The sequence below is a fragment of the Pseudomonas sp. TH04 genome, assembly GCF_016651355.1.
GTDB classification, from domain to species: domain Bacteria; phylum Pseudomonadota; class Gammaproteobacteria; order Pseudomonadales; family Pseudomonadaceae; genus Aquipseudomonas; species Aquipseudomonas fluorescens.
The window spans coordinates 5,280,752-5,303,908 of the sequence record NZ_JAEKEA010000001.1; the positions used below are offsets into that span (position 1 = coordinate 5,280,752).

Genomic DNA, 23,157 nt, shown 5'->3' on the forward strand with positions numbered 1-23,157 from the left:
GGTGTAAAGTTATCTTGGGTCGTGCTAGTTTAATGTCAATTTTTCGTATACGTGGGCAAAACGTCAGTCAGAACATAGAGTTGGCGCCACGTTTTAAAGCGGTTTGCACGGTGCTAAACCCCTTATTTTTCAGCATTTTTTATTAGAGGCACGGGATTACATGGAAATCGGTCTGCGCGAGTGGCTGATCGTCATCGGCATTATTGTCATTGCCGGTATTCTTTTTGATGGCTGGCGCCGTATGCGCGGTGGCAAGGGCAAGCTCAAATTCCGTCTGGACCGTAACCTGTCCAACTTGCTCGACGACGACGGCAGCGCCGAGCTGCTGGGGCCGCCCCGTGTGCTGGACACCCATAAAGAGCCGCAGCTGGACGAACACGACTTGCCATCGATGAGCGCGCCAATGCGTGAAGCCCGTGAGCCGTCCTCCAAGCGTGGCAAGCGCGGCACTGCGCCGGTGGCCGAGCCGCATCAGGGCGACCTGAACCTCGACGTCGATGAAGGCCCGAGCTTCAGCAGCCGCGATGACGATTTCCCTGACGAGACCCCAACCAAAAGCGCGCCACGCCAATCGGTAAACGATCAGCCGGCCGCCGAAGAAGTCCTGGTGATCAGCGTGATCTGCCGCGACGCCGCCGGCTTCAAAGGCCCGGCGCTGTTGCAGAACATCCTCGAAAGCGGCCTGCGCTTTGGCGAGATGGATATTTTCCACCGTCATGAAAGCATGGCCGGTAACGGCGAAGTGTTGTTCTCGATGGCTAACGCGGTCAAGCCGGGCACCTTTGACCTGGACGATATCGACCTGTTCAGCACCCCGGCGGTGAGTTTCTTCCTCGGTTTGCCAGGCCCGCGTCACCCGAAACAAGCGTTCGACGTGATGGTGGCCGCCGCCCGCAAACTGTCCCAGGAACTCAACGGCGAGCTCAAGGACGACCAACGCAGCGTCCTCACCGCCCAAACCATCGAACACTACCGTCAGCGTATCGTCGAGTTCGAGCGTCGCGCCCTGACACAGAAACGCTGAGGTTCGATCTTAAGCGTTGTCTGTAGAATCCGTGCACTAACATATTGAGCAGCTTCGGCTGCTCTTTTGCTTTATGAGAGAACACCCATGACCGCCGCCCACACCCGCATTCTCGAACTGCGCGCTGAACTGGATCAGCACAATTACCGTTACCACGTCCTCGACGAGCCGAGCATTCCGGACGCCGAGTACGACCGGTTGTTCCATGAGCTCAAGGCCCTTGAGGCCGAGCACCCGGACCTGGTAACGCGCGACTCACCGACGCAGCGGGTCGGCAGTGCGGCGTTGTCGGCGTTCACCCAGGTACGCCACGAGATTCCGATGCTCAGCCTGGGCAACGCCTTTGATGAAACCACCATGCTCGAGTTTGATCGCCGGGTCACCGAAGGCCTCGACCTGCCGGTGGGCGATTTGTTTGGCGGTGGCGCGGCGGTGGAGTACAGCTGCGAACCCAAGCTGGATGGCCTGGCGGTCAGCCTGTTGTATCAAGAGGGTGAACTGGTGCGCGGTGCTACCCGGGGTGATGGCACCACGGGCGAAGACATCAGCATCAACGTGCGCACCGTGCGCAATATCCCGCTGAAGCTACAGGGCAGGGGCTGGCCCGCCACCCTGGAAGTGCGCGGTGAAGTGTTCATGTCCAAAGCCGGTTTCGAGCGGCTGAACGCCTCGCAGCTGGAAGTCGGTGGCAAGACTTTCGCCAACCCGCGTAATGCCGCAGCCGGGAGCCTGCGCCAGTTGGATTCGAAGATTACCGCCAGTCGCCCGCTGGAGTTTTGCTGCTATGGCATTGGCCAAGTGACCGCAGATATCAGCGACACCCATATCGGCAACTTGAAGCAGTTGCAGAAGTGGGGCATGCCGATCAGCCACGAGTTGAAGTTGGCCAAAGGCATCCAGGAATGCCTGGACTACTACCGCGATATCGGCGAGCGGCGTAACAGCCTGGGTTATGAAATCGACGGCGTGGTGTTCAAGGTCAACAGTATCGCCTCGCAGCGTGAACTGGGCTTCCGTGCCCGCGAGCCGCGTTGGGCGATCGCGCACAAATTCCCGGCCATGGAAGAGCTTACCGAGTTGCTCGACGTGGAGTTCCAGGTCGGCCGCACCGGCGCCGTGACACCTGTGGCGCGGTTGAAGCCGGTCAAGGTTGCCGGTGTGACCGTGTCCAACGCCACCTTGCACAACATGGACGAAGTCGCGCGCCTGGGCCTGATGATCGGCGATACCGTGATCATCCGCCGTGCCGGTGATGTGATCCCGCAAGTCGTTTCCGTGGTGCCCGAGCGGCGCCCGGAACACGCCCGCGCGGTGCAGATTCCCGAGAGCTGCCCGGTGTGCGGTTCCCACGTGGAGCGCACGCAATTGGTCAAGCGCAGCAAGGGCAAGGAAACCGTCAGCGAAGGCGCGGTGTACCGCTGCGTCGGGCGCCTGGCCTGTGGTGCGCAGCTCAAGCAGGCGATTATCCATTTCGTTTCGCGCCGCGCCATGGACATCGACGGCCTGGGCGACAAGACCATCGAGCAACTGGTGGATGAAAAGCTCATCGGTTCGCCGGCTGATCTCTACACGCTCAAGTACGAGCAGATCATCGACCTGGAAGGCTTTGCCGATATTTCCAGCAAGAAGCTGATCACTGCCATCGAAAACAGCAAGACCCCGACCCTGGCGCGCTTTATCTATGCGCTGGGTATTCCGGACGTCGGCGAGGAGACCGCCAAGGTGCTGGCGCGCTCGCTGGCGTCTCTGGAGCGGGTGCAGAAGGCATTGCCGGAAGTGCTGACGTACTTGCCGGACGTAGGCCTGGAAGTGGCGCACGAGATTCACAGCTTCTTCGAAGACCGCCATAACCAGGACGTGATCGGCGCCCTGTTGTCACCGGACGAATGCGCGCTGCAATTGCAAGATCAGGGCGACCTGAGCGCCGAGTTCGCCGCCAGCACCACCCTGGGCGGCTTGCTCGACAAGTTGCACGTACCCAGCGTTGGCCCCGGTGCCGCCCAGAAACTCGCGGACAAGTTCGGCTCCCTGGAAGGTGTGATCAAGGCCGACTGGCTGGATATGCGCCAGGCGCTGCCGGAGAAACAGGCCAAGGCTGTGCGCGAGTTTTTCGATAACCCCGCCAATGCTGAGCACGCCCTGGCCATCGAGCAGCAGCTCAAGGACTTTGGCATGCATTGGCAGAGCGAGAAGAAGGTGGTCGAAGGGTTGCCGGAGGCGGGGCATACCTGGGTGCTCACCGGCTCCCTGGAGCTGATGAGCCGCGATGTGGCCAAGGACAAGCTCGAAAGCCTCGGCGCCAAGGTGGCCGGTTCAGTGTCGGCGAAAACGCACTGCGTGGTGGCTGGGCCGGGCGCCGGTTCGAAACTGGCCAAGGCCAGCGAACTGGGCCTGAAAGTGCTGGATGAGGAGGCGTTTGTCGCGTTCCTGGCCAAGCACAACATAACGGTCTGATTCGGACTGAACGATCTCTGCCTGGCGATGCTCTAGTATTGGCAAGCACCCAGGGAGAGATCGCCATGTTCCGCTACTTCGAGCAACTCAGTTCGCGCATCGCCGCACCGTTCATGGCCGGATCCTCGCGCAACAGCAAGGTGTGGCAATGCCGCTGCGGCCAGGCGTTGTTCTTTCGCAACAGCCAGTGCCTGGCCTGTCAAGCGTTGCTGGGCTACCAACCGCAACAGAGTCGGTTGTCGTCTCTACAGCCCGGGCCCGTCGCCGACACCTGGCTGCAGGACGATAACCTCGACGCCGGTGCCTTCCGTCGCTGCGCCAACCTCGACACTGCGGCCGCCTGCAACTGGCTGATTGCGGCCCATAGCACTGCACCGCTGTGTGTGGCGTGCAGTCTGAACCGCACCATTCCTGACCTGTCCGTACCGGAAAACCCCGAACGCTGGCGCAAGGTGGAAACCGCCAAGCGCCGACTGGTGGCGCAACTGATCAGCCTGGGCCTGCAAGTGGTGCCAAAAAGCGTTGACGAAGACACCGGCCTGGCCTTCGACTTCGTCGGCATTGACCTGGAAGGCAACGCGCCCACCACCGGCCATGCCAACGGTCTGATCACCCTCGACATCAAGGAGGCCGACGACGCCCACCGCGAAAAAATCCGCGTGCAGATGCGTGAACCGTACCGCACCTTGCTCGGCCATTTTCGCCATGAAGTCGGTCATTACTACTGGGATCGACTGATCGCCAACAGCCACTGGCTTGCAGCGTTTCGCAGCCTGTTCGGCGACGAGCGCGCCAGTTATGCCGAGGCACTCGACCAGCATTACCAGAACGGCCCGCGTCCCGACTGGCAGCAGACCTGCGTGAGTGCCTACGCCACCATGCACCCTTGGGAAGACTGGGCCGAGACCTGGGCCCATTACCTGCACATGATGGACGCCGTCGACACCGCGCTGGGCTTTGGCATGAGCGCCCGCGAGATGGACCTCGATTATCAACCGTTCCCGCTCACCACGCTCTACGACCCCGACCACCCTGGCGGCCCGGCCTTCCTGTCGTTCGTCAACGCCTGGATCGAACTGGCCGGCATGCTCAACGAACTGTCGCGCAGCATGGGCCAGCCGGACTTTTATCCGTTTGTATTGCCGCCGGCTGTGATCGCCAAGCTGCACTTCATTCACCTGGTGATCCAGGAAGAGGGCGGTAGGGCCGATGAGGTGCTGAAGGCGCAATGATCAAAATGTGCGAGGGGCTGACTGCTGACGGCGTGGATCAGGCACTGGCCTGACTGGCCGGCAGACTGCTTCCGGGAGCCAGCCTCCTCCCGCAGGGGATGGGGTGACGCTGAAGGTTATGGCAAGTGCTTGAGCCCCTTCATATTTTAATCCGGCATCAACGGTTGTAACTTCCGATGAGATCGGTACAATGGCGCGGCTTGCCGAGAGGCCAGCGTCGTTATGGTGACCCCATCGGTCCCCCCGCAACGATTACCCGTGAACCTGGTCAGAGCCGGAAGGCAGCAGCCACAGCGGGAACATTGTGTGCCGGGGTGTGGCTGGTGGGGTTGCCTCCATAACGCTCTTCCTGACGCTCAAAAAAATTCCAATTTTATAGATGTTTTGCCGGCAATCACTGCCTGCGAATCGATTTCTGCTGCGCGCTCGACAGCATTACGGCCGGTAAAGCGGGAACCTGGCCATTGCCGGCAGCACTTCCTGCTGCAACTTCCGCAGGTTTTTTTCCAGGTCGCGCTCTGCTTCAGGCGTCGCTACCGGTATGTTGCGGGCGAAGTGAAAGGTGATGTTCTGCCCCGTGGCGCTGTCCTTGTAGAACTTGAAGATGCTGAATTCGGAGAACCGCCCGTCCTTGCGCAGGGAGGAAGGGTAAAACAGCATCAGGGTCGTGACCCCGGTTTTTTCATCCGTATTCAGTTGCACCGTCATCTGTGGGTAATCTTGTTGATGAAGCAGGGCGGCGCGGTTGGCGAGGTCTACCGGCTCCAGATCGTTCAGGAGTGGCGGCGCGACGCGAAAATCCGCCATGTCACTCCAGGCATCAACGCTTTCCTCCGGCAGGAAGTATTCCTTGAGTGGAATCTGGCCGTCAGTCTGGTATTTCAGGACAAACGTTTTGCCCGCGAATATGAGCGAGTTGGTTTCAGCAACCGAAGGGCGCGACAGGGCCGGGTTGGCAGGTCTCGACGTGAAGGCGCAGCCGGATAGCAGAACCAGCACCGACAGGATGAGCAGGGAGGCTTTCATTTCAATCCTTGAATATTTGAAAGGGGGCAGCTTGCGCAAGAAACAGTAGTTCAATAGGTGGCTGAATGCGCTTATTTAATGAAGCGTGTGCGAGGTAACACCTCTCGAAAAATACCTGGTTACTGTGAGGCGAAAGGGTGGCAAAGCTGTTGGGTTGTGAACAACCTTGAGTTTTTCACCACTGTTTATCTCGCGGCTGGACAACGCCAGGCCGCCTGCTAGCTTCAATCATGCAAGCGACCCCGTGCTGGAGTAGTGAAGAAGTGATGGCACTCCTTTGATCGATAAGGATGATTGCCATGACCAACCTTCAAGGTTTACCCAGCTCTATCAGTGCTTCCGTCGGCACCCCAGGCAAGGCACGTAATGTGCCGGCTGACGTTGAATGCATTCAGCGTCTGTTCAATCTGATTACACCCACATCCGGTTCGCACTTGGTGGTCGACGGTAAGTGCGGTGCCCTGTTGGTTCAGCGCATCAGCGAATACCAGTCAAACTGTCTCAACGTCTCCAAGCCCGACGCAGTGATTGACCCGCAAGGCCGGACGTTCAACCGCCTGGTCGCGGATGCGCGCAAGGCCAGCCCTGAGACTCAGGCCGCCGAGCCAGACCGGCAGCCATGGCTGACCGAGCCTGCTTGCGACGGGGCAGTGACCCTTACCGATAGCGATTTTCAGCGTGCCGCCACTGCGCTGGGCAACGCTGTTTCGGTGAATATCATCAAGGCGTTCGCCACGGTGGAGTCGGGCGGGCGCTCCGGGTTTGGCCCGGCCAAAATGCCGGTGATTGCTTACGAAGGGCACCTCTTTCGCAAATACACCGAGCGGAAGTACGACATGAGTCACCCCTTGTTGTCATACCCTTACGTGGAAAAGGCTGGCCCGCAATGGCGTGCCAATAACAAGAACCAGACGACGGCTTGGGCGACGCTGGTCGCTGCGTATAGGCTGGACCCTGCAGCGGCGTTGATGTCGACGTCCTGGGGCATGTTTCAAATCATGGGCTTCAACTTTGCCGCCTGCGGTTACACGACCGTGTTCGACTTCGTGACGGCGATGAAAACCAACGCTGGCCGTCAATTAAAGGCCTTCGTCGGTTTTTGCAGTAAAAACCCGGCCTTGGTCAAGGCGATCAAGAATAAGGACTATGTGGGCATGGCCGCCCGTTACAACGGTGCGGACTACGGCGACTACGACAAGCGAATCCAAACAGCGTTTGAGGCGCTTGAAAGGAAAAAATAGCCGCACACGATGGCTGCCTCACAATGTTCAGAGCGCCCACTGGACAACCCAAAACCAACTTGTTAGTTTCCGCCAGCCGCTCGTTTCAAGGTTTGAAAAGTGTGCTGGCTTGATGCTGAAGTGCCATCACTTCATTAACTAACAAGGATGTCTGTGATGAAAAGCCTGCAAGGGTTGCCCCGTCTCATCAGTGCTTCGGTCGGTGCGCCCGGTAAAGCGCGTAACTTGCCCGCCGATGTTCAGTGCATCCAGTATTTATTCAATTTGATCATTCCCAAGATGGGTTTTGCACTGGCTGAAAATGGCAAGTGCGACGGCCAGTTGGTGCAGTGCATCAGTCAGTATCAGTTCCGTCATCTCAAGTACGCGCACCCCGATGGCGTGATCGACCCTACCGGTCGGACCTTCAACAGTTTGATCGAAGAAGCGGTGAAGGTGCCGGTGAAGGCGTATCCGACGATGCGAATCCCGAGCTTTCTCAATGTTTTCGGCAATAACAGCGGCGATGCGGTGCAAGCCACGGTCAATGTGTACCTGGACCGCATGCGCGCGATGGTCGAGGCCGAGCGGCGTAACCGGCAATTGATGCTGCAGTCCACCTGCGATGGCGGCATGACGCTCACCGATACCGACTTTCAGAACGCCGCCACCCAGCTGGGCAACGGCATTTCGGTGAACATCATCAAGGCGTTCGCCACGGTGGAGTCCGGCGGACGCTCTGGCTTCGGGCCGGCCAAATTGCCGGTGATCGCGTTTGAAGGGCATCATTTTCGCAAGTACACCAAGAAGATCTACGACCAGGCGCACCCGTTGCTGTCGTACCCCTATGTGAAAAAGGCCGGGCCACAATGGCAGGTCAATAACAAGGATCAGGTCAAGGCGTGGGAAACCATGGCGACTGCATTTGCCCTGGACCAGGAGGCGGCGCTGAAGTCGGCGTCCTGGGGCATGTTTCAGGTGATGGGGTTCAACTTCGGGTCGTGCGGTTACAAGACGGTATTTGAGTTCGTCGCGGCCTTAAAGATTAATGCCGGTAACCAGTTGAAAGCCTTCGTGTCGTTTTGCAGCCAAAGCCCTTCACTGATGAAGGCCATGAAAAACAAGGATTATGTTGGTATGGCGCGTGGCTATAACGGCGACGATTATGGCAACTATGACGTGCTGATTAAAAAAGCCTACGACGCACTGGAAGGGAAAAAATAAGATGAGCCGTTTTTCAGCAATCGCCGTGTTGTCGTGGTGCGCTGTCTTGCCTGGATGGGCAGGTGCGACTGAATTGCACTCGGGCCAATACGAAGGGCTGATGCTGGCGGTCACGCCCGAGCATCAGGTCGAAGGCTATTACTCGGAAGCATTGGGCGAGGGCGTGACCCGCAGTTGCACGTTCTATCTGCAAGGCAAGCCTGAAGCGCTGACCACCTGGCTCGATGCTGCTTACCCTGGCAGTGTGGTGGCCGCGTCCGACGGCGTCACCCTGACGGTGGAGCAGGGCCGTCAGCATCCCGGTTGTATCAGCGTGCTGATGCCGGAGATCGCGACGGGCCTGGAGTTGACCCAAACAGCCAACAAAAAATGGATCGGCCTTGTGACGGTGTCTGCTGACAAGGCTTACCTGCTGAAAGCCCCGGGCGCCGACGCTGCCAAGCGCCCGTACATCGTCAAGAATGATGTGGTCGGCGTGCTGGCCTACAAGGAGGGGTCGGCCAAGGTTGAGTTTACCAATGCCAAAGGCCGCTCGTTCACTGGCTGGATCAGCCAGGACCAATACCGACGTGTGTCTGCGCCGAAAAGCTGAGCGATGCCACCGCTAGCCTGAGTTAACCCGCTACGCCGCAGCCTGCCAGGCAGACTGCGGCGTTTGTATGTGCGGGGTTCAGGCTTTGTTGCGGTTGAACAGCTTGCGGAGCAGGGCGAGCAACGCCACCACGCCGATTACCAGAAACTTCTTCGCCGCCAGCAGGAATATGCCGATTTTGGCGAACAGCCCGGCCTTGGCGGCGATCCCGCCGGCAACCAACGCCGCGAGGCCGTACGTGGCAAGCTTGTCGGTCTTCGGGTTGAAGTCGGTGTACAGGTTGCCGTCGGTGAAGTTGGTAAAGGCCAGGACTTTGGGCATTTCCTGCTTGATGGTCGGCAGGTCGACCATGGCGGCGACGGCATTGAGTTCCAGAACGCCTTCACGACCCAATACGCGGATGCTGTAGTTGAGGGTGGTCTGCTGGGCGTCGTCGGCTTTCAGCTCGCGGGCCCAATACATTTTGTGGGTAGTGTCGTCGTAGTGCGGCGGCTCGGCCCAGCCCAACAGGTGCAGGCCGGCGTAGCCTTGTTTCTGGCGCTCCTTGTTGTCGGCGTCGTCGTCTTCCTGCATTTGCTTGAGCAGTTCGGCGTAGTCGATTTTCGCGGCGTCTTCGTCGGACACGTGGCCGTCTGCCTTATAACTGACGATCACGCCCCAGCCGCGCTCCGACAGTGGGCTTACAGCTTTCGGCACGATCATGCCCAGGGTCTTGAAGCCTGGCGGGTTGCCCCAGCCATCGGTCAGCAGGCGCTCGGTGTCGGCCGGGTCGAGGTAGTAGAACTCATCGTTAAGCTTGAGGGTTGCAATGCCACTGGGCAGCGTGACCGTGCCGGTCTTTTGCTTGAGTGAAGCGAGAAAGTGCTCGGCGGTTTCGGCCGGTGCGCTGGCTTCAACGGGCGCAGGCGTGGGGGCGGCAGAGGCGAGTGCGGCAGGCAGGCTCAGGGCGGCCGCCGCGAGCAATAGGCGGATGTAATTCATGGTAGTCCCTTACATTTTGAATTAATTTCGCCGGAGAATAGCGTAAACGAGCTCGCCTGGGTTAGCCGAAAGCCTCGCGCAGCAGCTCGGCAAACGCATCCCGTGCCAGGTGCCGCTGGGTGTCAGTGTGCCAAAACAGCAGGTTGTCCACGGCCTGCAACTCCTCAAACCGGTAGGACGTCAGCTGGTTGGCCTGCTCATAGCGGGCCAGGATGCCTTCCGGTGCCAGCGCCACGCCAATGCCTGCGCTGACACAACCGATGATCGTGCCCCAGCTGGCATAGCTGGCGATGCTTGGCTTGACGTCATGGGGTTTGATCCAGTTCTCCAATGCGGCGCGATACGGGCAACCCGTTGGCCACACCAGCAGCGTGCGGCCCGCGAGGTCTTCGGCACTGTTGATCGGCGCGCTGGACGCGCTGGCAATCAGCACCAGGCGCTCGCTGTAGACCACGCAGCGTTCGAGCTTGGCGCGTTTGCCGCCGGAGGCGACCAACGCCACGTCGAGACGATGGTGTTGCAGGTCGTCCAGCAGTTGCGCCCAGGCGCCGGTGACCAGCTCAAGGGTGACGTTCGGGTAACGGCGATGGTATTCCGCCAGCAACGGCGGCAGGCGCCCGCTGGCGCTGGACTCTACCGCGCCGATGCGCAAGGTGCCGCGCGGAATGGCGTTGGCATCCACCGCGCGTTTGGACTCGTCCACCAACGCCAGGATGCGCTCGCAGTAGTCCAGGAAGATTTCACCGGCGGCACTGATCGCCAGCCCACGGCCCGCACGAATAAACAGCGGCGTGCCCAACTCGCCTTCCAACTGCTTGATACGCGTGGTGATGTTGGAGGGCACGCAGTGCAATTGCAGAGCGGCCTGGGCCACGCTGCCGGTTTGTGCCACGGCTCGCACCATTTTCAGTTGGGCCAGTTCCATTGCTCAGTTCCAGTGATTTCAGAAGTCAGAAACGGTCAATTGTCCTACGTCTTGCTCAGGCCAAGACTGACGGTATTCCTTCTCAGTTTCTGGACGCCGTCGATGAATACCCCGTCATCCTTAAAGCTTACGCTAGTCATCGCCGGCGTCATCCTCTGTTGGGCCTATTCACCGATTGGCGTGCACATGGGGCTGCACAGTTACAGCCCCGGTCAGTTGGCGTTGCTGCGGTTCTTGATCGCATCGGTATTCATGGCGGGTGTGGCCGTGCTGGTGGGCATCGCGCGCCCGCGTTTGCAGGATCTGCCGTGGCTGCTGGTGCTGGGGTTTTTCGGGGTGTTCCTGCACCACACCAGCCTCAACTATGGGCAGCAATGGGTGACGGCGGCGGCGTCCAGTGTGCTCGCGCAGTCGGCGCCGCTGTTCAGTGTGCTGATCGCGTTTTTTGCCTTGAAGGAGCGGGTCAGTGTCTGGCGTTGGGGCTGCGTGCTGTTGGGGTTGGTCGGCGTGCTGGTGGTGATCTGGGGCGATCATGGCTTAGGCGAAATCGACCCGCGCGGTTTGCTGATTTTATTGGCGGCCGTGTCGTGGAGCGTGTACTTCGCCATCCAGAAACACTACGCGCATCGCTACAGTCCGCTGACCATGGCGTGCTACATGGTGTGGGCGGGCACGCTGATGCTGTGTGTGAACCTGCCGGGCCTGGCCAATGCTGTCGGGCAGGCGCCGTTGCCGGAAAACCTCGCGGTGCTGGTGCTGGGGATCTTTCCGAGTGCCCTGGCGTATCTGGCGTGGGGGTATGTGTTGAAACACATCGACGTCAGCCGCGCCTCGCTGGCGATGTACCTGATTCCGCCGGTCGCCATGGTGATGGCCGCGACGCTGCTGGGCGAACACATTGCCCTGCAGGTGGTGCTGGGCGGTGTGATTGTACTGGCCAGCGTCGCGGCCATCAGCCTGGAGGGCCGCTGGCGATCAGTCGCTCAGGCTGAACGCGCGAAGCCGGTGGCCATCAAGGTCCTGGGCGACAAAGGTGTAACCGAAGTCCAGGGTGGTCGGTGACTGGATGATCGTCGCGCCGCTCGCTACCCACTGAGCGTGCAGGGCGTCGACCGCGGCATTGTCGGGCAGGGAAAAGCCTACCTCGCCGCCGCCGCCAGTGATCCGGGCGGCCGGCTCTACGGTGTGCCGTGACCACAGCCCCAGCTTCACACCGGTGTCGAGGATGAACAGGGCAAACGTCGGGTTCAACTCCACCGGGGGCTTGTCCAGCAGGCGGCTATAGAAGTTGGCGCTGGTGGCCGGGCTGTCTACGTACAGCAGAAAGTAGTGGGCGACGGTGTTCATACAGGCTCCTTGAGAACGGGCGGTTGAGTCAGCCCAGTTTAGGAGAGGGCCCTGTCAGTTCTTGTCAGGAGTCGGCAGCGGTTGCGCATTTTCACCGGTGTACAGCTTGATGATGTCATCGATCTCGCCCGACATTTTCATCCGCAACAGTGTGCGCAAGATCCGTTGCACCGGGACTTTCGGGTCATTGCGCACGATGCAGCCCAGGCTTTGCTCGTCGATCACGGCGGCCTTGGGCAACTGCTGGTCGGCAGGCAGGTTGAGGTTGAAGCGGTCCAGCACCCATTCATTGATGACGGCGTATTTATAGCGCCCGGCCACCAGCTTTTGCAGCACCAGCGCCTCGCTGCGCGAATCGTCACGGGTCAGCCGGCCGCTGGCGAACAGCGGGTCGAGCGTGGCGTAGTGGTAGGTAAGCACGGTGCCGATCGACTGGGGTGCCAGCTCACTGACCTGCACCGGTTGTGGCGCTGCCGGGCTGCTCGCCAGCACATTCCGTTGCACCATCAGGGGCACGCTCCAGATGTAGTCGCCGGACAGGTCGTCGACCCAGTCCCGGGCGACATAGCAGCGCACGTCAATGTCGCCGTGCGCCATGGCACCGGCGATGCGGGGCCGTGCCAGTACGTGGAACTCGGCCGGGCGCCCGACCTGGGTGGCCAGGCTCAACATCAAGTCATACAAAATGCCCTGAGTGGGCCGGCGGTGTTCGACTTCGGCCATGGGCATCGCCCAACTGTCGGAAATCGAGAAGCGCAACGGCGCGGGTGCCGCGAGGCTGGTGAGGGAAATCATCCATAAAGCGCCCAGGATTACGCGCATACACTCTCCGGGTTGAGGCCTTCGTGGGGCCCATCAGGCAAGCTTAGTCAGATTAGGCGAGCGTGCCGGATGCAATTTCCCCCTTGCTCCGCTAGCATTACCGGCTTCCGCTTCCCAGTTGCGACGGTTTTCGATGAGTTATCAGGTTCTTGCACGTAAATGGCGTCCGCGCTCGTTCCGCGAAATGGTCGGCCAGACCCATGTGCTCAAGGCTCTGATCAATGCCTTGGACAGCCAACGGCTGCACCATGCCTACCTGTTCACCGGTACGCGCGGGGTGGGCAAGACCACCATTGCGCGCATTATTGCCAAATGCCTGAACTGCGAAACCGGCATCACGTCGACGCCTTGCGGCACGTGTTCGGTGTGCCGCGAAATCGACGAAGGGCGTTTCGTCGACCTGATCGAGATCGACGCCGCGAGCCGCACCAAGGTCGAAGACACCCGCGAATTGCTCGACAACGTGCAGTACGCGCCGAGCCGTGGCCGCTTCAAGGTCTACCTGATCGACGAAGTGCACATGCTGTCCAGTCATTCCTTCAACGCATTGTTGAAAACCCTGGAAGAGCCGCCGCCCTACGTCAAATTCATTCTGGCCACCACCGACCCGCAGAAGCTTCCTGCAACGATTCTGTCGCGGTGCCTGCAGTTCTCCCTGAAAAACATGACCCCCGAGCGTGTGGTCGAGCATTTGACCCACGTGCTGGGTGTCGAGAACGTACCGTTCGAAGACGACGCACTGTGGCTGCTCGGCCGTGCTGCCGATGGTTCGATGCGTGATGCCATGAGCCTCACCGACCAGGCCATCGCCTTCGGTGAAGGCAAGGTCATGGCCGCCGATGTGCGCGCCATGCTCGGCACCCTCGACCACGGCCAGGTATTCGACGTGCTGCACGCGCTGATCGAAGGTGATGCCAAGGCATTGCTTGAAGCCGTGCGCCACTTGTCGGAGCAAGGGCCGGACTGGAACGGTGTGCTCTCGGAAATCCTCAACGTGCTGCACCGTGTCGCCATCGCCCAGGCGTTGCCGGAAGGTGTCGACAACGGCCATGGCGACCGCGACCGCGTGTTGGCGCTGGCCCAGGCGTTGCCGGCCGAAGACGTACAGTTTTACTACCAGATGGGCCTGATCGGCCGCAGGGATTTGCCCCTGGCGCCGGACCCGCGTGGTGGCTTTGAAATGGTCCTGCTGCGGATGCTGGCCTTCCGGCCCGCTGACTCGGCAGACGCACCGAGACAGCCGCTAAAGCCAGTGGGAATCAGCCAGGCCACAGTTGATTCCGCCAAACCAGTGGCTGGCGCAGCGGTGGCCGCGCCAGTGGTTGCTGCACCTGCGCCGGTTGCTCCGGCACCGGAGCCTGTGGTTGCCGCGCCCGTGGCCGAGCCAGCGCCGCAGCCGGCGCCGGTGATCGAGCCCGAGCCCGAGCCCGAACCGGCCCCGGTGGTCGACCTGCCCTGGAACGATCCGGTAGACGCCGAGCCTGACGTCGAGCTGCAGCCTGCCGTGGAGCCCGTACTGGAAACCATCGGCGAGCAGCCCGAGCTGACGCCGATGCCCGCACCGACACCGGACAGTGTTGTGCCGGCCGCGCCCGAGTGGGTGTCTGCGCCGGTGCCCGAGCCGACGGTCGCCCAAGTCGACGCTGCGACGCCGGGCATCGACCTCGACGACGAGCCGCCACTGGACGAAGACTACATCGAGCCGGACATGGATTCGGCCTACAGCTACCTGGATGACCTGGCCAGCGAGCACACCGCCGAACCGGCGCCCGAGCCCGAAGCGGAACCGGCGGCGGCCCCGGCCACCGGCCTGGCCTTGCAGTGGCTGGAGCTGTTCCCGAAATTGCCGATCTCCGGCATGACCGGCAGCATCGCGGCCAACTGCACCTTGATCGCCATCGATGGCGACCATTGGCTGTTGCACCTGGACCCGGCCCACAGCGCGCTGTTCAACGCGACCCAGCAACGCCGGCTCAACGATGCGCTGAACCAGTACCATGAGCGCACGCTGACCATCACCATCGAGCTGATCAAGCCCGAGCAGGAAACCCCGGCCCAGGCCGCGACACGCCGACGCATCAACCGTCAGCAAGAAGCGGAAAGCTCGATCCACGGTGATCCGCTCATCCAGCAAATGATGCAACAGTTTGGTGCGGTCGTGCGCCAAGATACTATTGAACCTGTCGACGCCCCGGTGCCCCAAGCGTGATAAAACCGGGCTACTTATTGATCCACGTACTTTTGAGGTGATTCCCATGATGAAAGGTGGCATGGCCGGCCTGATGAAGCAGGCGCAGCAGATGCAGGAAAAGATGGCCAAGATGCAGGAAGAACTGGCCAACGCCGAAGTCACCGGTAAAGCCGGTGGCGATATGGTCAGCGTGGTGATGACCGGTCGTCACGACATCAAGCGCGTGAGCATTGACCCAAGCGTGTTGCCCGGTGCCAGTGAAGATGACCTGGAAATGCTTGAAGCGCTGTTCGCGGCGGCCGTCAACGACGCCGTGCGCAAGATCGAAGCCAACAGCCAGGACAAAATGTCTGGCGTGACCGCCGGCATGCAACTGCCGCCGGGCATGAAGCTGCCGTTCTGATCGGTGAGCTTTTGCTTTAATAAAAATGCCAGGCATCGCGCCTGGCATTTTTGTTTGTGCGGTAATCGTCCGCTGGGCAGTCACGTCATGCCACGAGGACGCACTGCGTTCAATCTGAACCCTGAAGCGCCTTACAGGGTCTGCACCCTATACCGATGAATTCGATAAAGGAGTTCCCTGATGTCTGAAGAACCGATTCTGAACCAGCGCGTCGTGCTGGTCTCGCGCCCTCAAGGCGCACCGACCCCGGAAAATTTCCGCTTGGAACGCGTGACCTTGCCCGAGTTGGCGGACGGCCAGGTGCTATTGAAAACCCTGTACCTGTCCCTCGATCCCTATATGCGCGGCCGCATGAGTGACGCACCTTCCTACGCGGCTCCGGTTGAAATCGACGAGGTTATGACCGGTGGCGCTGTCAGCCGTATCGAGCAATCGCGTAACCCGAAATTCGAAGTGGGTGACCTGGTCGTCGGCTCCACCGGCTGGCAGAGCCACAGCGTTTCCGACGGACGTAACCTGATCCCGGTGCCCAAGGGCCTGGCGAGCCCGTCGATGGCGCTGGGTGTGCTGGGCATGCCGGGGATGACTGCGTACATGGGGCTGATGGATATCGGGCAGCCCAAGGCGGGGGAAACCCTGGTGGTGGCGGCTGCCTCCGGCGCCGTCGGTTCGGTGGTGGGCCAGGTGGCCAAGCTCAAGGGCTTGCGAGTGGTGGGCATCGCCGGTGGCGCGGACAAATGCCGCTACGTGGTGGACGAGCTGGGTTTTGACGCGTGCATCGATCACAAGAGCGCCGATTTTGCCAACGAGCTGGCCCTGGCCTGCGCCAACGGCGTGGACATTTACTTTGAAAACGTCGGCGGCAAGGTGTTCGATGCGGTGCTGCCGTTGCTCAACCCCAAAGCGCGGATTCCCCTGTGCGGCTTGATCGCCGGCTACAACGCCCATGAAGCGCCGAGCGGTCCCGACCGTCTGCCGGCGCTGCAACGCACCTTGCTGACCAAGCGCGTGCGCATCCAGGGCTTTATCGTGTTCGACGACTACGGTGATCGCCAGCCTGAATTCCTCAGCGCCATGGCGCCGTGGGTGCGCGATGGCAAGATCAAGTTCCGCGAAGACGTGGTCGAGGGCCTGGAGCAGGCGCCTGAAGCCTTTATCGGTTTGCTTGAGGGGCGCAACTTCGGCAAGTTGGTGGTGCGCGTCGCACAGGATTGACCATTTGACGCTAATCCGGGGCGCGGGTATAAACCGCGTCTCGTTGTTTTGTCGGACCATTGCACCATGAGCTTCAGCCCTCTGATTCGCCAACTGATCGACGCCCTGCGTACCTTGCCGGGTGTGGGTCAGAAAACCGCCCAGCGTATGGCGCTGCAACTGCTGGAGCGGGATCGCAGCGGCGGCACGCGCTTGGCCCAGGCCTTGAGCCAGGCCATGACCGGCGTGGGCCACTGCCGCCAGTGCCGCACCCTCACCGAAGAAGAACTCTGCCCGCAATGTGCCGACCCGCGCCGCGACGACACGTTGCTGTGCGTGGTAGAGGGGCCGATGGATGTGTATGCGGTAGAGCAGACCGGCTATCGCGGGCGCTACTTTGTGCTTAAAGGGCACCTCTCGCCGTTGGACGGCCTGGGGCCGGAAGCCATCGGCATTCCGCAACTGGTGGCACGCATTCAAGAGCAGGGCACCTTTACCGAGGTGATCCTGGCGACCAACCCAACGGTGGAAGGTGAGGCGACCGCGCATTACATCGCCCAGCTGTTGAGCAACAAAGGGCTGGTGACGTCGCGTATCGCCCACGGCGTGCCGCTGGGGGGTGAGCTGGAATTGGTCGATGGCGGCACGTTGGCGCATTCGTTTGCAGGTCGCAAACCGATCGCCCTTTAACGCTCGTCACCGTTCAAAATGTGCGAGCGGGCGTGCTCGCGAATGTGGGGTTTCAGTCAGCAGATGTATTGACTGAACCCGCGCATTCGCGAGCAAGCCCGCTCCCACACTGTTTTGTGTGAGCTTGATCGCTTGATAACCAAGCAAGCGCTTGGTAAGTTCGTTCCACCTCAGCGTGGAGCTTACCGATGTCTGCCTATCAGGACTACTTCGACCCCAGCCACCAATTGGTCCGCGACAGCGTGCGCCGTTTTGTCGAGCGCGAGATGTTGCCGGGCATCGAGCAATGGGAGGAGGCGGAAAGCTTTCCTCGCGAGCTGTACCGCAAGGCCGGCGTTGCGGGGATTCTGGGTATCGGTTACGCGGAGAGTCTGGGCGGCAGTCACGAAGGTGATCTGTTTGCCAAGGTCGCTGCCAGCGAAGAGTTGATGCGCTGTGGTTCCGGTGGGGTCGTTGCAGGGCTGGGTTCGCTGGATATCGGCCTGCCGCCCGTCGTCAAATGGGCGCGGCCCGAAGTGCGTGACCGCGTCGCGCCCCAGGTGTTGGCCGGCGAAAAGATCATCGCCCTGGCCGTTACCGAGCCTGGCGGTGGCTCCGATGTGGCCAACCTGCAAACCCGCGCGATCCGTGATGGCGAGCATTACCGGGTGAGCGGCAGCAAAACCTTTATCACCAGCGGCAACCGTGCCGACTTCTACACCGTGGCCGTCCGCACAGGCGGGCCGGGCTTTGGCGGTATCAGCTTAGTGCTCATCGAAAAAGGTACGCCGGGCTTCACGGTCGGTCAGCCGTTGAAGAAAATGGGTTGGTGGGCGTCGGACACGGCGGAGTTGTTCTTTGACGATTGCCACGTGCCTGTGGGCAACCTGATCGGCGTCGAGAACATGGGCTTTGCCTGCATCATGGGCAACTTCCAAAGTGAGCGCCTGGCCCTGGCGTTGATGGCCAATATGACCGCGCAACTGGCGCTGGAGGAAAGCCTCAAATGGGCCGCCCAGCGCGAAGCCTTTGGCAAACCCATCGGCAAATTCCAGGTGCTCAAGCATCGGCTGGCCGAGATGGCGACGGCGGTGGAAGTGTCGCGGGAATTCACGTATCGCCAGGCAGCAAAAATGGCCGCAGGCATGAGTGTGATCAAGGAAATTTCCATGGCCAAGAACCTGGCCACCGACACTGCCGATCGCGTCACTTACGACGCCGTGCAGATCCTTGGCGGCCAAGGCTACATGCGCGGCAGCCTGGTGGAGCGGCTGTATCGCGACAACCGCATCCTGTCCATCGGCGGCGGCACCCGCGAAGTGATGAATGAAATCATCAGCAAGCAGATGGGGTTGTGACGGGGTTCACGGGCTCCATCGCGGGCAGGCCCGGCCCCCACAGGTGAGCGCATTCGGATGGGGGAGCGGGCTTGCCAGCGATGAGGCTGGTTCCGGCAATGCTTAACGTTCGGTCAATGCAAACTGGGTCAGGCAAAACGTCGGAATGCCCATGTCTTGCAAACGCTGCGAGCCACCCAGCTCGGGCAAATCAATGATCGCCGCCGCTTCAAAAATCTTCGCGCCCATGCGCCGCACCAGGTTGGCGGCAGCGATCAAGGTACCGCCGGTGGCGATCAGGTCATCGAACATCAGCACCGAGTCGCCTTCACACAGGCTGTCGGCGTGCACTTCGAGGAAGGCTTCGCCGTATTCGGTCTGGTAACCCTCGGCCAGCACGTCGGCCGGCAGCTTGCCCTGCTTGCGGAACAGGATCAGCGGTTTGTTCAGTTGGTAGGCGATGATCGAACCGATCAGAAAGCCGCGCGCATCCATCGCGCCGATGTGGGTAAAGTCGGCCTCGACATAACGCTGGGCAAAGCTGTCCGCCACCAGGCGCAGGGCCCTGGGCGATTGGAACAGGGGCGTGATGTCACGAAATATCACCCCAGGCTTGGGGAAATCGATGACAGGGCGAATCAGGGATTTGATGTCGAACGAATCGAAGGTCATCGTCGAAGAGTCCTGAGGGCTGAAAACGGACTCGAAGTATACCTGCGGCCTCGCCGATTGGCGCGGCCGCAAGCCTTTGCATCAACCGTCCAGCGAACCACCGGCCAGCGCGCACAACTGGATGGGGTCGAGAATGTGCACTTCCTTGCCTTCGGCGGCAATCAATTCGTTCTGCTGAAAACGCGTGAACACTCGGGACACGGTTTCTACCGCGAGGCCCAGGTAATTGCCGATTTCATTGCGCGACATGCTCAGGCGGAACTGATTGGCCGAGAACCCACGGGCGCGGAAACGTGCCGACAAGTTGACCAGGAAGGTGGCGATACGCTCGTCGGCGGTTTTTTTCGACAGCAGTAACATCATCTGTTGATCGTCACGAATCTCTCGGCTCATCACACGCATCAACTGGCGACGCAACTGCGGCAGTTGCAGGGCCAATTCATCCAGGCGTTCGAAGGGGATTTCGCACACCGACGTCGTCTCCAGTGCCTGGGCTGACACGGGGTGAATCTCGGTGTCCATGCCGGACAGCCCGACCAGTTCGCTGGGCAGGTGGAAACCGGTGATCTGCTCTTCGCCGCCGTCGCTCAGGCTGAACGTCTTCAACGCTCCGGAACGTACTGCATAAACGGAATCGAATTTGTCGCCTTGGCGAAACAGGAACTCGCCTTTTTTCAGCGGGCGACCACGTTTAACGATTTCGTCCAGCGCTTCCATGTCTTCCAAATTCAATGAAAGTGGCAGGCAGAGGGGCGCCAGGCTGCAATCCTTGCAGTGAGCCTGACTGTGAGCGCGCAGCTTGACTGGCTCGGACATTTCTTAAATCCTTGTGAGAAAACACACATAAGACGTAAGGGTAACGCACTGAGGGGAGTGAGGCCAGTCTGTACAAAAAAGCAGCAACGGTATAAAGGATTATGTATCAGTGCCGATACATGAAGGTATCTCCATGAGCCGGAGCTCAGATCATGTCAGTCAGTTCGATCCAGAACCCGAATATCAACGTGGCAGCGGTATCGGTATGGAAGGCCGCCGATGCGGCAAAAGATAAAGACGCCACCACCAAGGCGCCAACCGAAGCCAAGAATGTTCAACCCACGCCCACCGAAGGTGTGAAGGTGGTCATTTCCGGTGCGGGGATGGGCGCATCGAAGGCCGAGCAATCGCCCAACAGCGATATCGACAACAGCAGCTTGAGCGATAGCGTCAAGCAGTTGTTGAAAATGATCCGCGAACTGAAAAAGCAGCTCGCCGAAAAAATGGCTGAACTCTCGGCTGCCATGTCTGACACCGCCCTGAGCCCCGAGGCACAGCAGGCCAAGGTGGCCAGATTGCAGGGCGATGTGGCGACCCTACAAGCCGCCTTGGTAACGACCCAGACGCAGTTGGGCAAAACCCTGAAGAACGAGCCGCCAGCCGCTCAGTTGGAAGCCATGAGCCTGGCGATGAAGTAGCGGCGCTTAGATCACCCGCGAAAACCGTTGCCTGTTCTGGTGCTCCAGGTAGGCATCGAACACCATGCACACCGAGCGTACTAACAAACGCCCGGCGGGCAGTACGCGAATGCCCTGGGCATCGAGTTCAATCAGGCCGTCTGCGGCCATCGTCTCCAACTGCGGCCAGAGCTCGTCGAAATAACCGCGAAAGTCGATGTTGAACGCTTGTTCGATCCGCTCGAAGCCCAGGCTGAAATTGCAGATCAACTGCTGAATCACCTCCCGCCGCAAGCGATCATCCGTGGTGCAGACCAGGCCACGGCTGGTCGCCAGCTGCCCGCCGGCCAGCGCGCTCTGGTAGTGGTTGAGGTCGCTGCTGTTCTGGCAGTACAGGTCACCGATCTGGCTGATTGCCGAGACACCCAACCCGATCAAGTCGCAATGCCCGTGGGTGGTATAGCCCTGGAAATTGCGTTGCAGCCTGCCTTCTTCCTGGGCGATGGCCAGTTCGTCATCGGGCAGGGCAAAGTGGTCCATGCCGATGTAGCGATAGCCCGCCTGGGTCAACTGCTCGATGGTGGTTTGCAGCATCAGCAGTTTTTCTGCCGGGGAGGGCAAGTCGTCGGCGTTGATCCGCCGCTGTGGCATAAAACGCTCCGGCAGGTGCGCATAGTTGAATACCGACAGGCGATCCGGTTGCAGGTTGATCACTTCTTCGACGGTACGCGCAAAATTCAGCGGCGACTGCTTGGGCAGGCCGTAGATCAGGTCGACGTTGATCGAGCGAAACTGCAGGGTGCGTGCCGCATCAATCACTGCGCGGGTTTCTTCCAGACTTTGCAAGCGGTTGACCGCCCGTTGTACCTCGGGGTCGAGGTCTTGCAGGCCGATGCTCACGCGGTTGAAGCCCAGTTCACGCAGCAACCCCATGGTCGCCCAGTCGGCTTCACGCGGGTCAATCTCGATGCCGTAATCACCGGAGTCATCATCGAGCAAATTGAAATGCTGGCGCAGGCTTGTCATGACCTGGCGCAGTTCGTCGTGGCTGAGAAACGTCGGCGTGCCGCCACCAAAGTGCAACTGCTCCACCGGCTGTTTCGGGTCGAGGTGGCAGGCCACCAACTGGATTTCCTGCTCCAGTCGTTGCAGATAGGCCTGGGCGCGGCCGCGGTCCTTGGTGATGACCTTGTTGCATGCGCAGTAGTAGCAAATGTTCGCGCAGAACGGCACATGCACATACAGCGACAAGGGGCGCACGGCCTTGCGGCTGTCGCGCAGGGCGTGGAGCAGGTCGAAGGTGCCGACCTGGCTGTCGAATTGTACGGCGGTGGGGTAGGACGTGTAGCGCGGCCCCGCCAAGTCGTAACGGTGAATCAGATCTGTGTCCCAACGAATGGCGTCGAGCATGCGGGCGGTCCCCCGAATAGGCTAGTGGACCGAGTCTAGGGGCATGGCCGCAATGGCATGTTGACTTGTATCAACGGGGAGCGGCGCTATGCCACATGGGCGTTTAGTGGCCCATCAACCAGTGCTGATGCGGACCGGGCAGCGTCCAGATACCGAAGACCATCACCAGTAAACCACCGGCCACACGCACGCTGCGTTTGCGCAGCAACGCCGTGACACGTTCGGCCGCCAGCCCGGTGGCCAGCAACACCGGCCAAGTGCCCAGCCCGAAAGCCAGCATCAGCGATGCACTGTCCAGCGCATTACCCTGGCTCGCGGCCCACAGCAGAGTGCTGTAGACCAACCCGCACGGCAACCAGCCCCATAGCGCGCCCAGCAGCAAAGCGCGCGGCAGGCTGGACACCGGGAGCAAACGGTTGGCGACGGGTTGCAGGTGGCGCCACAGACCACGCCCGAGGCTTTCGATACGGGTGAGGCCGCTCCACCAGCCGGCCAGGTACAAGCCCATGCTGATCAGCAGCAACCCGGCCAGCACACGCAAGAACATCGCCGCCGGACTGTTGGCCACCGCCCAGCCGGCCAGGCCAATCAATAACCCGGCGGTGGCGTAGCTGAGCACTCTGCCGAGGTTGTACGCCAGCAGCAGGCGAAAGCGGCGGCTGCGTTGCTCCTTTGGAATGGCCAGGGTCAACGCGCCCATCAGCCCGCCGCACATGCCCAGGCAGTGGCCGCCGCCGAGCAGGCCGAGGATCAGCGCGGAGACCAGCAACGGTGCCAGTTCAAGCATGGGGGGGGTCTTTTGGCGCGGGCGGTTGCTCGGGCCCGTTGGCTTCGTCCACGGCGGCCAGGTGGTTCGGGTCCTGGTCGTCGAACAGCACGCTGTGGGCAGGGCCGTCGAGGTCGTCGTACTGGCCGCTGTCCACCGCCCAGAAGAAGATGTAAATGGCCACGCCGACTAACAGCAGCGCCGCTGGAATCATCACGTATAGAGCTGGCATCTG

Annotated in this window: 23 protein-coding genes and 1 other RNA gene; 14 read left to right on the forward strand and 10 right to left on the reverse strand. The window is 60.8% G+C overall.

The window, feature by feature from the left end:
* Window positions 1–160 precede the first annotated feature (160 nt).
* The 4 genes from zipA to ffs all read left to right on the forward strand — a co-directional run bounded on the left by zipA (window position 161) and on the right by ffs (window position 5,039).
* Window positions 161–1,024: a cell division protein ZipA gene (zipA, locus tag JFT85_RS23795; protein WP_201230533.1), complete on the forward strand. Its 864-nt coding sequence runs from the start codon at window positions 161–163 to the stop codon at window positions 1,022–1,024.
* Between the two features lie 87 nt (window positions 1,025–1,111).
* A complete protein-coding gene (gene ligA / locus JFT85_RS23800; protein WP_201230535.1) occupies window positions 1,112–3,478 on the forward strand; it encodes an NAD-dependent DNA ligase LigA in 2,367 nt (788 codons plus the stop codon).
* A 65-nt stretch (window positions 3,479–3,543) separates the two neighbouring features.
* A complete protein-coding gene (locus JFT85_RS23805; protein WP_053257449.1) occupies window positions 3,544–4,710 on the forward strand; it encodes a zinc-binding metallopeptidase family protein in 1,167 nt (388 codons plus the stop codon).
* Between the two features lie 232 nt (window positions 4,711–4,942).
* Window positions 4,943–5,039: signal recognition particle sRNA small type (gene ffs / locus JFT85_RS23810), an RNA gene on the forward strand.
* Between the two features lie 106 nt (window positions 5,040–5,145).
* On the opposite strand, the gene JFT85_RS23815 is transcribed toward ffs, so the two are convergent.
* Window positions 5,146–5,736 (reverse strand): hypothetical protein, encoded by a 591-nt coding sequence (locus tag JFT85_RS23815; protein ID WP_053257448.1) that lies wholly within the window; start codon window positions 5,734–5,736, stop codon window positions 5,146–5,148.
* 299 nt (window positions 5,737–6,035) lie between these two features.
* Between JFT85_RS23815 and JFT85_RS23820 the strand changes: the two genes are divergently transcribed.
* From JFT85_RS23820 to JFT85_RS23830, 3 genes are all read left to right on the forward strand, one after another.
* Window positions 6,036–6,977, forward strand: a complete 942-nt coding sequence (locus JFT85_RS23820; protein ID WP_201230537.1) for an N-acetylmuramidase family protein — start codon at window positions 6,036–6,038, stop codon at window positions 6,975–6,977.
* Between the two features lie 156 nt (window positions 6,978–7,133).
* Entirely contained in the window at window positions 7,134–8,180 is a 1,047-nt protein-coding gene (locus JFT85_RS23825) for an N-acetylmuramidase family protein (RefSeq protein WP_053257446.1), read from the forward strand.
* 1 nt (window position 8,181) lies between these two features.
* Window positions 8,182–8,772 carry a hypothetical protein gene (locus JFT85_RS23830; protein WP_053257445.1) on the forward strand — a complete coding sequence of 197 codons (591 nt, stop codon included), beginning with the start codon at window positions 8,182–8,184 and terminating at the stop codon, window positions 8,770–8,772.
* Window positions 8,773–8,850: 78 nt separating this feature from the next.
* Here the strand turns inward: JFT85_RS23830 and JFT85_RS23835 are convergent, their stop codons facing one another.
* Window positions 8,851–9,753, reverse strand: a complete 903-nt coding sequence (locus tag JFT85_RS23835) for a DUF2167 domain-containing protein (RefSeq protein ID WP_053257444.1) — start codon at window positions 9,751–9,753, stop codon at window positions 8,851–8,853.
* A gap of 61 nt (window positions 9,754–9,814) precedes the next feature.
* On the reverse strand, window positions 9,815–10,678 hold the full coding sequence (locus JFT85_RS23840) for a LysR family transcriptional regulator (RefSeq protein WP_053257443.1): 864 nt from the start codon (window positions 10,676–10,678) through the stop codon (window positions 9,815–9,817).
* 102 nt (window positions 10,679–10,780) lie between these two features.
* Here JFT85_RS23840 and JFT85_RS23845 point away from each other — a divergent pair, with 102 nt between their 5' ends.
* Window positions 10,781–11,740: a DMT family transporter gene (locus JFT85_RS23845; RefSeq protein ID WP_053257442.1), complete on the forward strand. Its 960-nt coding sequence runs from the start codon at window positions 10,781–10,783 to the stop codon at window positions 11,738–11,740.
* On the opposite strand, the gene JFT85_RS23850 is transcribed toward JFT85_RS23845, so the two are convergent.
* Window positions 11,654–12,025, reverse strand: coding sequence for a VOC family protein (locus JFT85_RS23850; RefSeq protein WP_053257441.1), 372 nt, complete (start codon window positions 12,023–12,025; stop codon window positions 11,654–11,656). The two genes, JFT85_RS23845 and JFT85_RS23850, sit on opposite strands and share 87 nt — an antisense overlap.
* A 54-nt stretch (window positions 12,026–12,079) precedes the next feature.
* Window positions 12,080–12,847: a substrate-binding periplasmic protein gene (locus JFT85_RS23855; protein WP_169875068.1), complete on the reverse strand. Its 768-nt coding sequence runs from the start codon at window positions 12,845–12,847 to the stop codon at window positions 12,080–12,082.
* Between the two features lie 133 nt (window positions 12,848–12,980).
* On the opposite strand from JFT85_RS23855, the gene dnaX reads away from it, so the two are divergent.
* The 5 genes from dnaX (at window position 12,981) to JFT85_RS23880 (ending at window position 18,662) form a co-directional block, all read left to right on the forward strand.
* Window positions 12,981–15,056: a DNA polymerase III subunit gamma/tau gene (gene dnaX, locus JFT85_RS23860; protein ID WP_078827125.1), complete on the forward strand. Its 2,076-nt coding sequence runs from the start codon at window positions 12,981–12,983 to the stop codon at window positions 15,054–15,056.
* 46 nt (window positions 15,057–15,102) lie between these two features.
* Window positions 15,103–15,441, forward strand: coding sequence for a YbaB/EbfC family nucleoid-associated protein (locus tag JFT85_RS23865; RefSeq protein WP_010563853.1), 339 nt, complete (start codon window positions 15,103–15,105; stop codon window positions 15,439–15,441).
* Between the two features lie 180 nt (window positions 15,442–15,621).
* Entirely contained in the window at window positions 15,622–16,656 is a 1,035-nt protein-coding gene (locus JFT85_RS23870) for an NADP-dependent oxidoreductase (RefSeq protein WP_053257438.1), read from the forward strand.
* Between the two features lie 66 nt (window positions 16,657–16,722).
* Window positions 16,723–17,325, forward strand: a complete 603-nt coding sequence (recR, locus tag JFT85_RS23875) for a recombination mediator RecR (RefSeq protein ID WP_053257437.1) — start codon at window positions 16,723–16,725, stop codon at window positions 17,323–17,325.
* 188 nt (window positions 17,326–17,513) lie between these two features.
* Window positions 17,514–18,662, forward strand: coding sequence for an acyl-CoA dehydrogenase family protein (locus JFT85_RS23880; RefSeq protein ID WP_069551474.1), 1,149 nt, complete (start codon window positions 17,514–17,516; stop codon window positions 18,660–18,662).
* A 102-nt stretch (window positions 18,663–18,764) separates the two neighbouring features.
* On the opposite strand, the gene JFT85_RS23885 is transcribed toward JFT85_RS23880, so the two are convergent.
* Both JFT85_RS23885 and fnr read right to left on the reverse strand, forming a co-directional pair.
* Complete coding sequence (locus tag JFT85_RS23885; protein WP_053257435.1) at window positions 18,765–19,313, reverse strand: adenine phosphoribosyltransferase; 549 nt, start codon at window positions 19,311–19,313, stop codon at window positions 18,765–18,767.
* 81 nt (window positions 19,314–19,394) lie between these two features.
* The gene (fnr, locus tag JFT85_RS23890; RefSeq protein WP_003219044.1) at window positions 19,395–20,129 is read right to left on the reverse strand and encodes a fumarate/nitrate reduction transcriptional regulator Fnr; all 735 of its coding nucleotides are present in this window, start codon (window positions 20,127–20,129) and stop codon (window positions 19,395–19,397) included.
* Between the two features lie 152 nt (window positions 20,130–20,281).
* Between fnr and JFT85_RS23895 the strand changes: the two genes are divergently transcribed.
* A complete protein-coding gene (locus tag JFT85_RS23895) occupies window positions 20,282–20,767 on the forward strand; it encodes a hypothetical protein (RefSeq protein WP_069551473.1) in 486 nt (161 codons plus the stop codon).
* 6 nt (window positions 20,768–20,773) lie between these two features.
* Here the strand turns inward: JFT85_RS23895 and hemN are convergent, their stop codons facing one another.
* The 3 genes from hemN to ccoS form a co-directional block, all read right to left on the reverse strand.
* Window positions 20,774–22,156: an oxygen-independent coproporphyrinogen III oxidase gene (gene hemN / locus JFT85_RS23900; protein WP_053257433.1), complete on the reverse strand. Its 1,383-nt coding sequence runs from the start codon at window positions 22,154–22,156 to the stop codon at window positions 20,774–20,776.
* A 103-nt stretch (window positions 22,157–22,259) separates the two neighbouring features.
* Window positions 22,260–22,943 (reverse strand): sulfite exporter TauE/SafE family protein, encoded by a 684-nt coding sequence (locus tag JFT85_RS23905; protein WP_201230539.1) that lies wholly within the window; start codon window positions 22,941–22,943, stop codon window positions 22,260–22,262.
* Window positions 22,936–23,154: a cbb3-type cytochrome oxidase assembly protein CcoS gene (gene ccoS / locus JFT85_RS23910; protein ID WP_053257431.1), complete on the reverse strand. Its 219-nt coding sequence runs from the start codon at window positions 23,152–23,154 to the stop codon at window positions 22,936–22,938. The genes JFT85_RS23905 and ccoS overlap by 8 nt, the downstream gene beginning before the upstream one ends.
* Window positions 23,155–23,157: the final 3 nt, after the last annotated feature.

Bases quoted from the DNA above. Each gene is read 5' to 3' on its own strand.
- JFT85_RS23805 (WP_053257449.1), top strand. From the start codon at position 3,544: ATGTTCCGCTACTTCGAGCAACTCAGTTCGCGCATCGCCGCACCGTTC.
- JFT85_RS23905 (WP_201230539.1), bottom strand. From the start codon at position 22,943: ATGCTTGAACTGGCACCGTTGCTGGTCTCCGCGCTGATCCTCGGCCTG.
- JFT85_RS23895 (WP_069551473.1), top strand. From the start codon at position 20,282: ATGTCAGTCAGTTCGATCCAGAACCCGAATATCAACGTGGCAGCGGTA.
- dnaX (WP_078827125.1), top strand. From the start codon at position 12,981: ATGAGTTATCAGGTTCTTGCACGTAAATGGCGTCCGCGCTCGTTCCGC.
- JFT85_RS23830 (WP_053257445.1), top strand. From the start codon at position 8,182: ATGAGCCGTTTTTCAGCAATCGCCGTGTTGTCGTGGTGCGCTGTCTTG.
- JFT85_RS23850 (WP_053257441.1), bottom strand. From the start codon at position 12,025: ATGAACACCGTCGCCCACTACTTTCTGCTGTACGTAGACAGCCCGGCC.
- zipA (WP_201230533.1), top strand. From the start codon at position 161: ATGGAAATCGGTCTGCGCGAGTGGCTGATCGTCATCGGCATTATTGTC.
- JFT85_RS23880 (WP_069551474.1), top strand. From the start codon at position 17,514: ATGTCTGCCTATCAGGACTACTTCGACCCCAGCCACCAATTGGTCCGC.
- ligA (WP_201230535.1), top strand. From the start codon at position 1,112: ATGACCGCCGCCCACACCCGCATTCTCGAACTGCGCGCTGAACTGGAT.
- JFT85_RS23845 (WP_053257442.1), top strand. From the start codon at position 10,781: ATGAATACCCCGTCATCCTTAAAGCTTACGCTAGTCATCGCCGGCGTC.
- JFT85_RS23885 (WP_053257435.1), bottom strand. From the start codon at position 19,313: ATGACCTTCGATTCGTTCGACATCAAATCCCTGATTCGCCCTGTCATC.
- JFT85_RS23815 (WP_053257448.1), bottom strand. From the start codon at position 5,736: ATGAAAGCCTCCCTGCTCATCCTGTCGGTGCTGGTTCTGCTATCCGGC.
- recR (WP_053257437.1), top strand. From the start codon at position 16,723: ATGAGCTTCAGCCCTCTGATTCGCCAACTGATCGACGCCCTGCGTACC.
- JFT85_RS23855 (WP_169875068.1), bottom strand. From the start codon at position 12,847: ATGCGCGTAATCCTGGGCGCTTTATGGATGATTTCCCTCACCAGCCTC.
- JFT85_RS23820 (WP_201230537.1), top strand. From the start codon at position 6,036: ATGACCAACCTTCAAGGTTTACCCAGCTCTATCAGTGCTTCCGTCGGC.
- fnr (WP_003219044.1), bottom strand. From the start codon at position 20,129: ATGTCCGAGCCAGTCAAGCTGCGCGCTCACAGTCAGGCTCACTGCAAG.
- JFT85_RS23865 (WP_010563853.1), top strand. From the start codon at position 15,103: ATGATGAAAGGTGGCATGGCCGGCCTGATGAAGCAGGCGCAGCAGATG.
- JFT85_RS23870 (WP_053257438.1), top strand. From the start codon at position 15,622: ATGTCTGAAGAACCGATTCTGAACCAGCGCGTCGTGCTGGTCTCGCGC.
- JFT85_RS23825 (WP_053257446.1), top strand. From the start codon at position 7,134: ATGAAAAGCCTGCAAGGGTTGCCCCGTCTCATCAGTGCTTCGGTCGGT.
- JFT85_RS23835 (WP_053257444.1), bottom strand. From the start codon at position 9,753: ATGAATTACATCCGCCTATTGCTCGCGGCGGCCGCCCTGAGCCTGCCT.
- JFT85_RS23840 (WP_053257443.1), bottom strand. From the start codon at position 10,678: ATGGAACTGGCCCAACTGAAAATGGTGCGAGCCGTGGCACAAACCGGC.
- ccoS (WP_053257431.1), bottom strand. From the start codon at position 23,154: ATGCCAGCTCTATACGTGATGATTCCAGCGGCGCTGCTGTTAGTCGGC.
- hemN (WP_053257433.1), bottom strand. From the start codon at position 22,156: ATGCTCGACGCCATTCGTTGGGACACAGATCTGATTCACCGTTACGAC.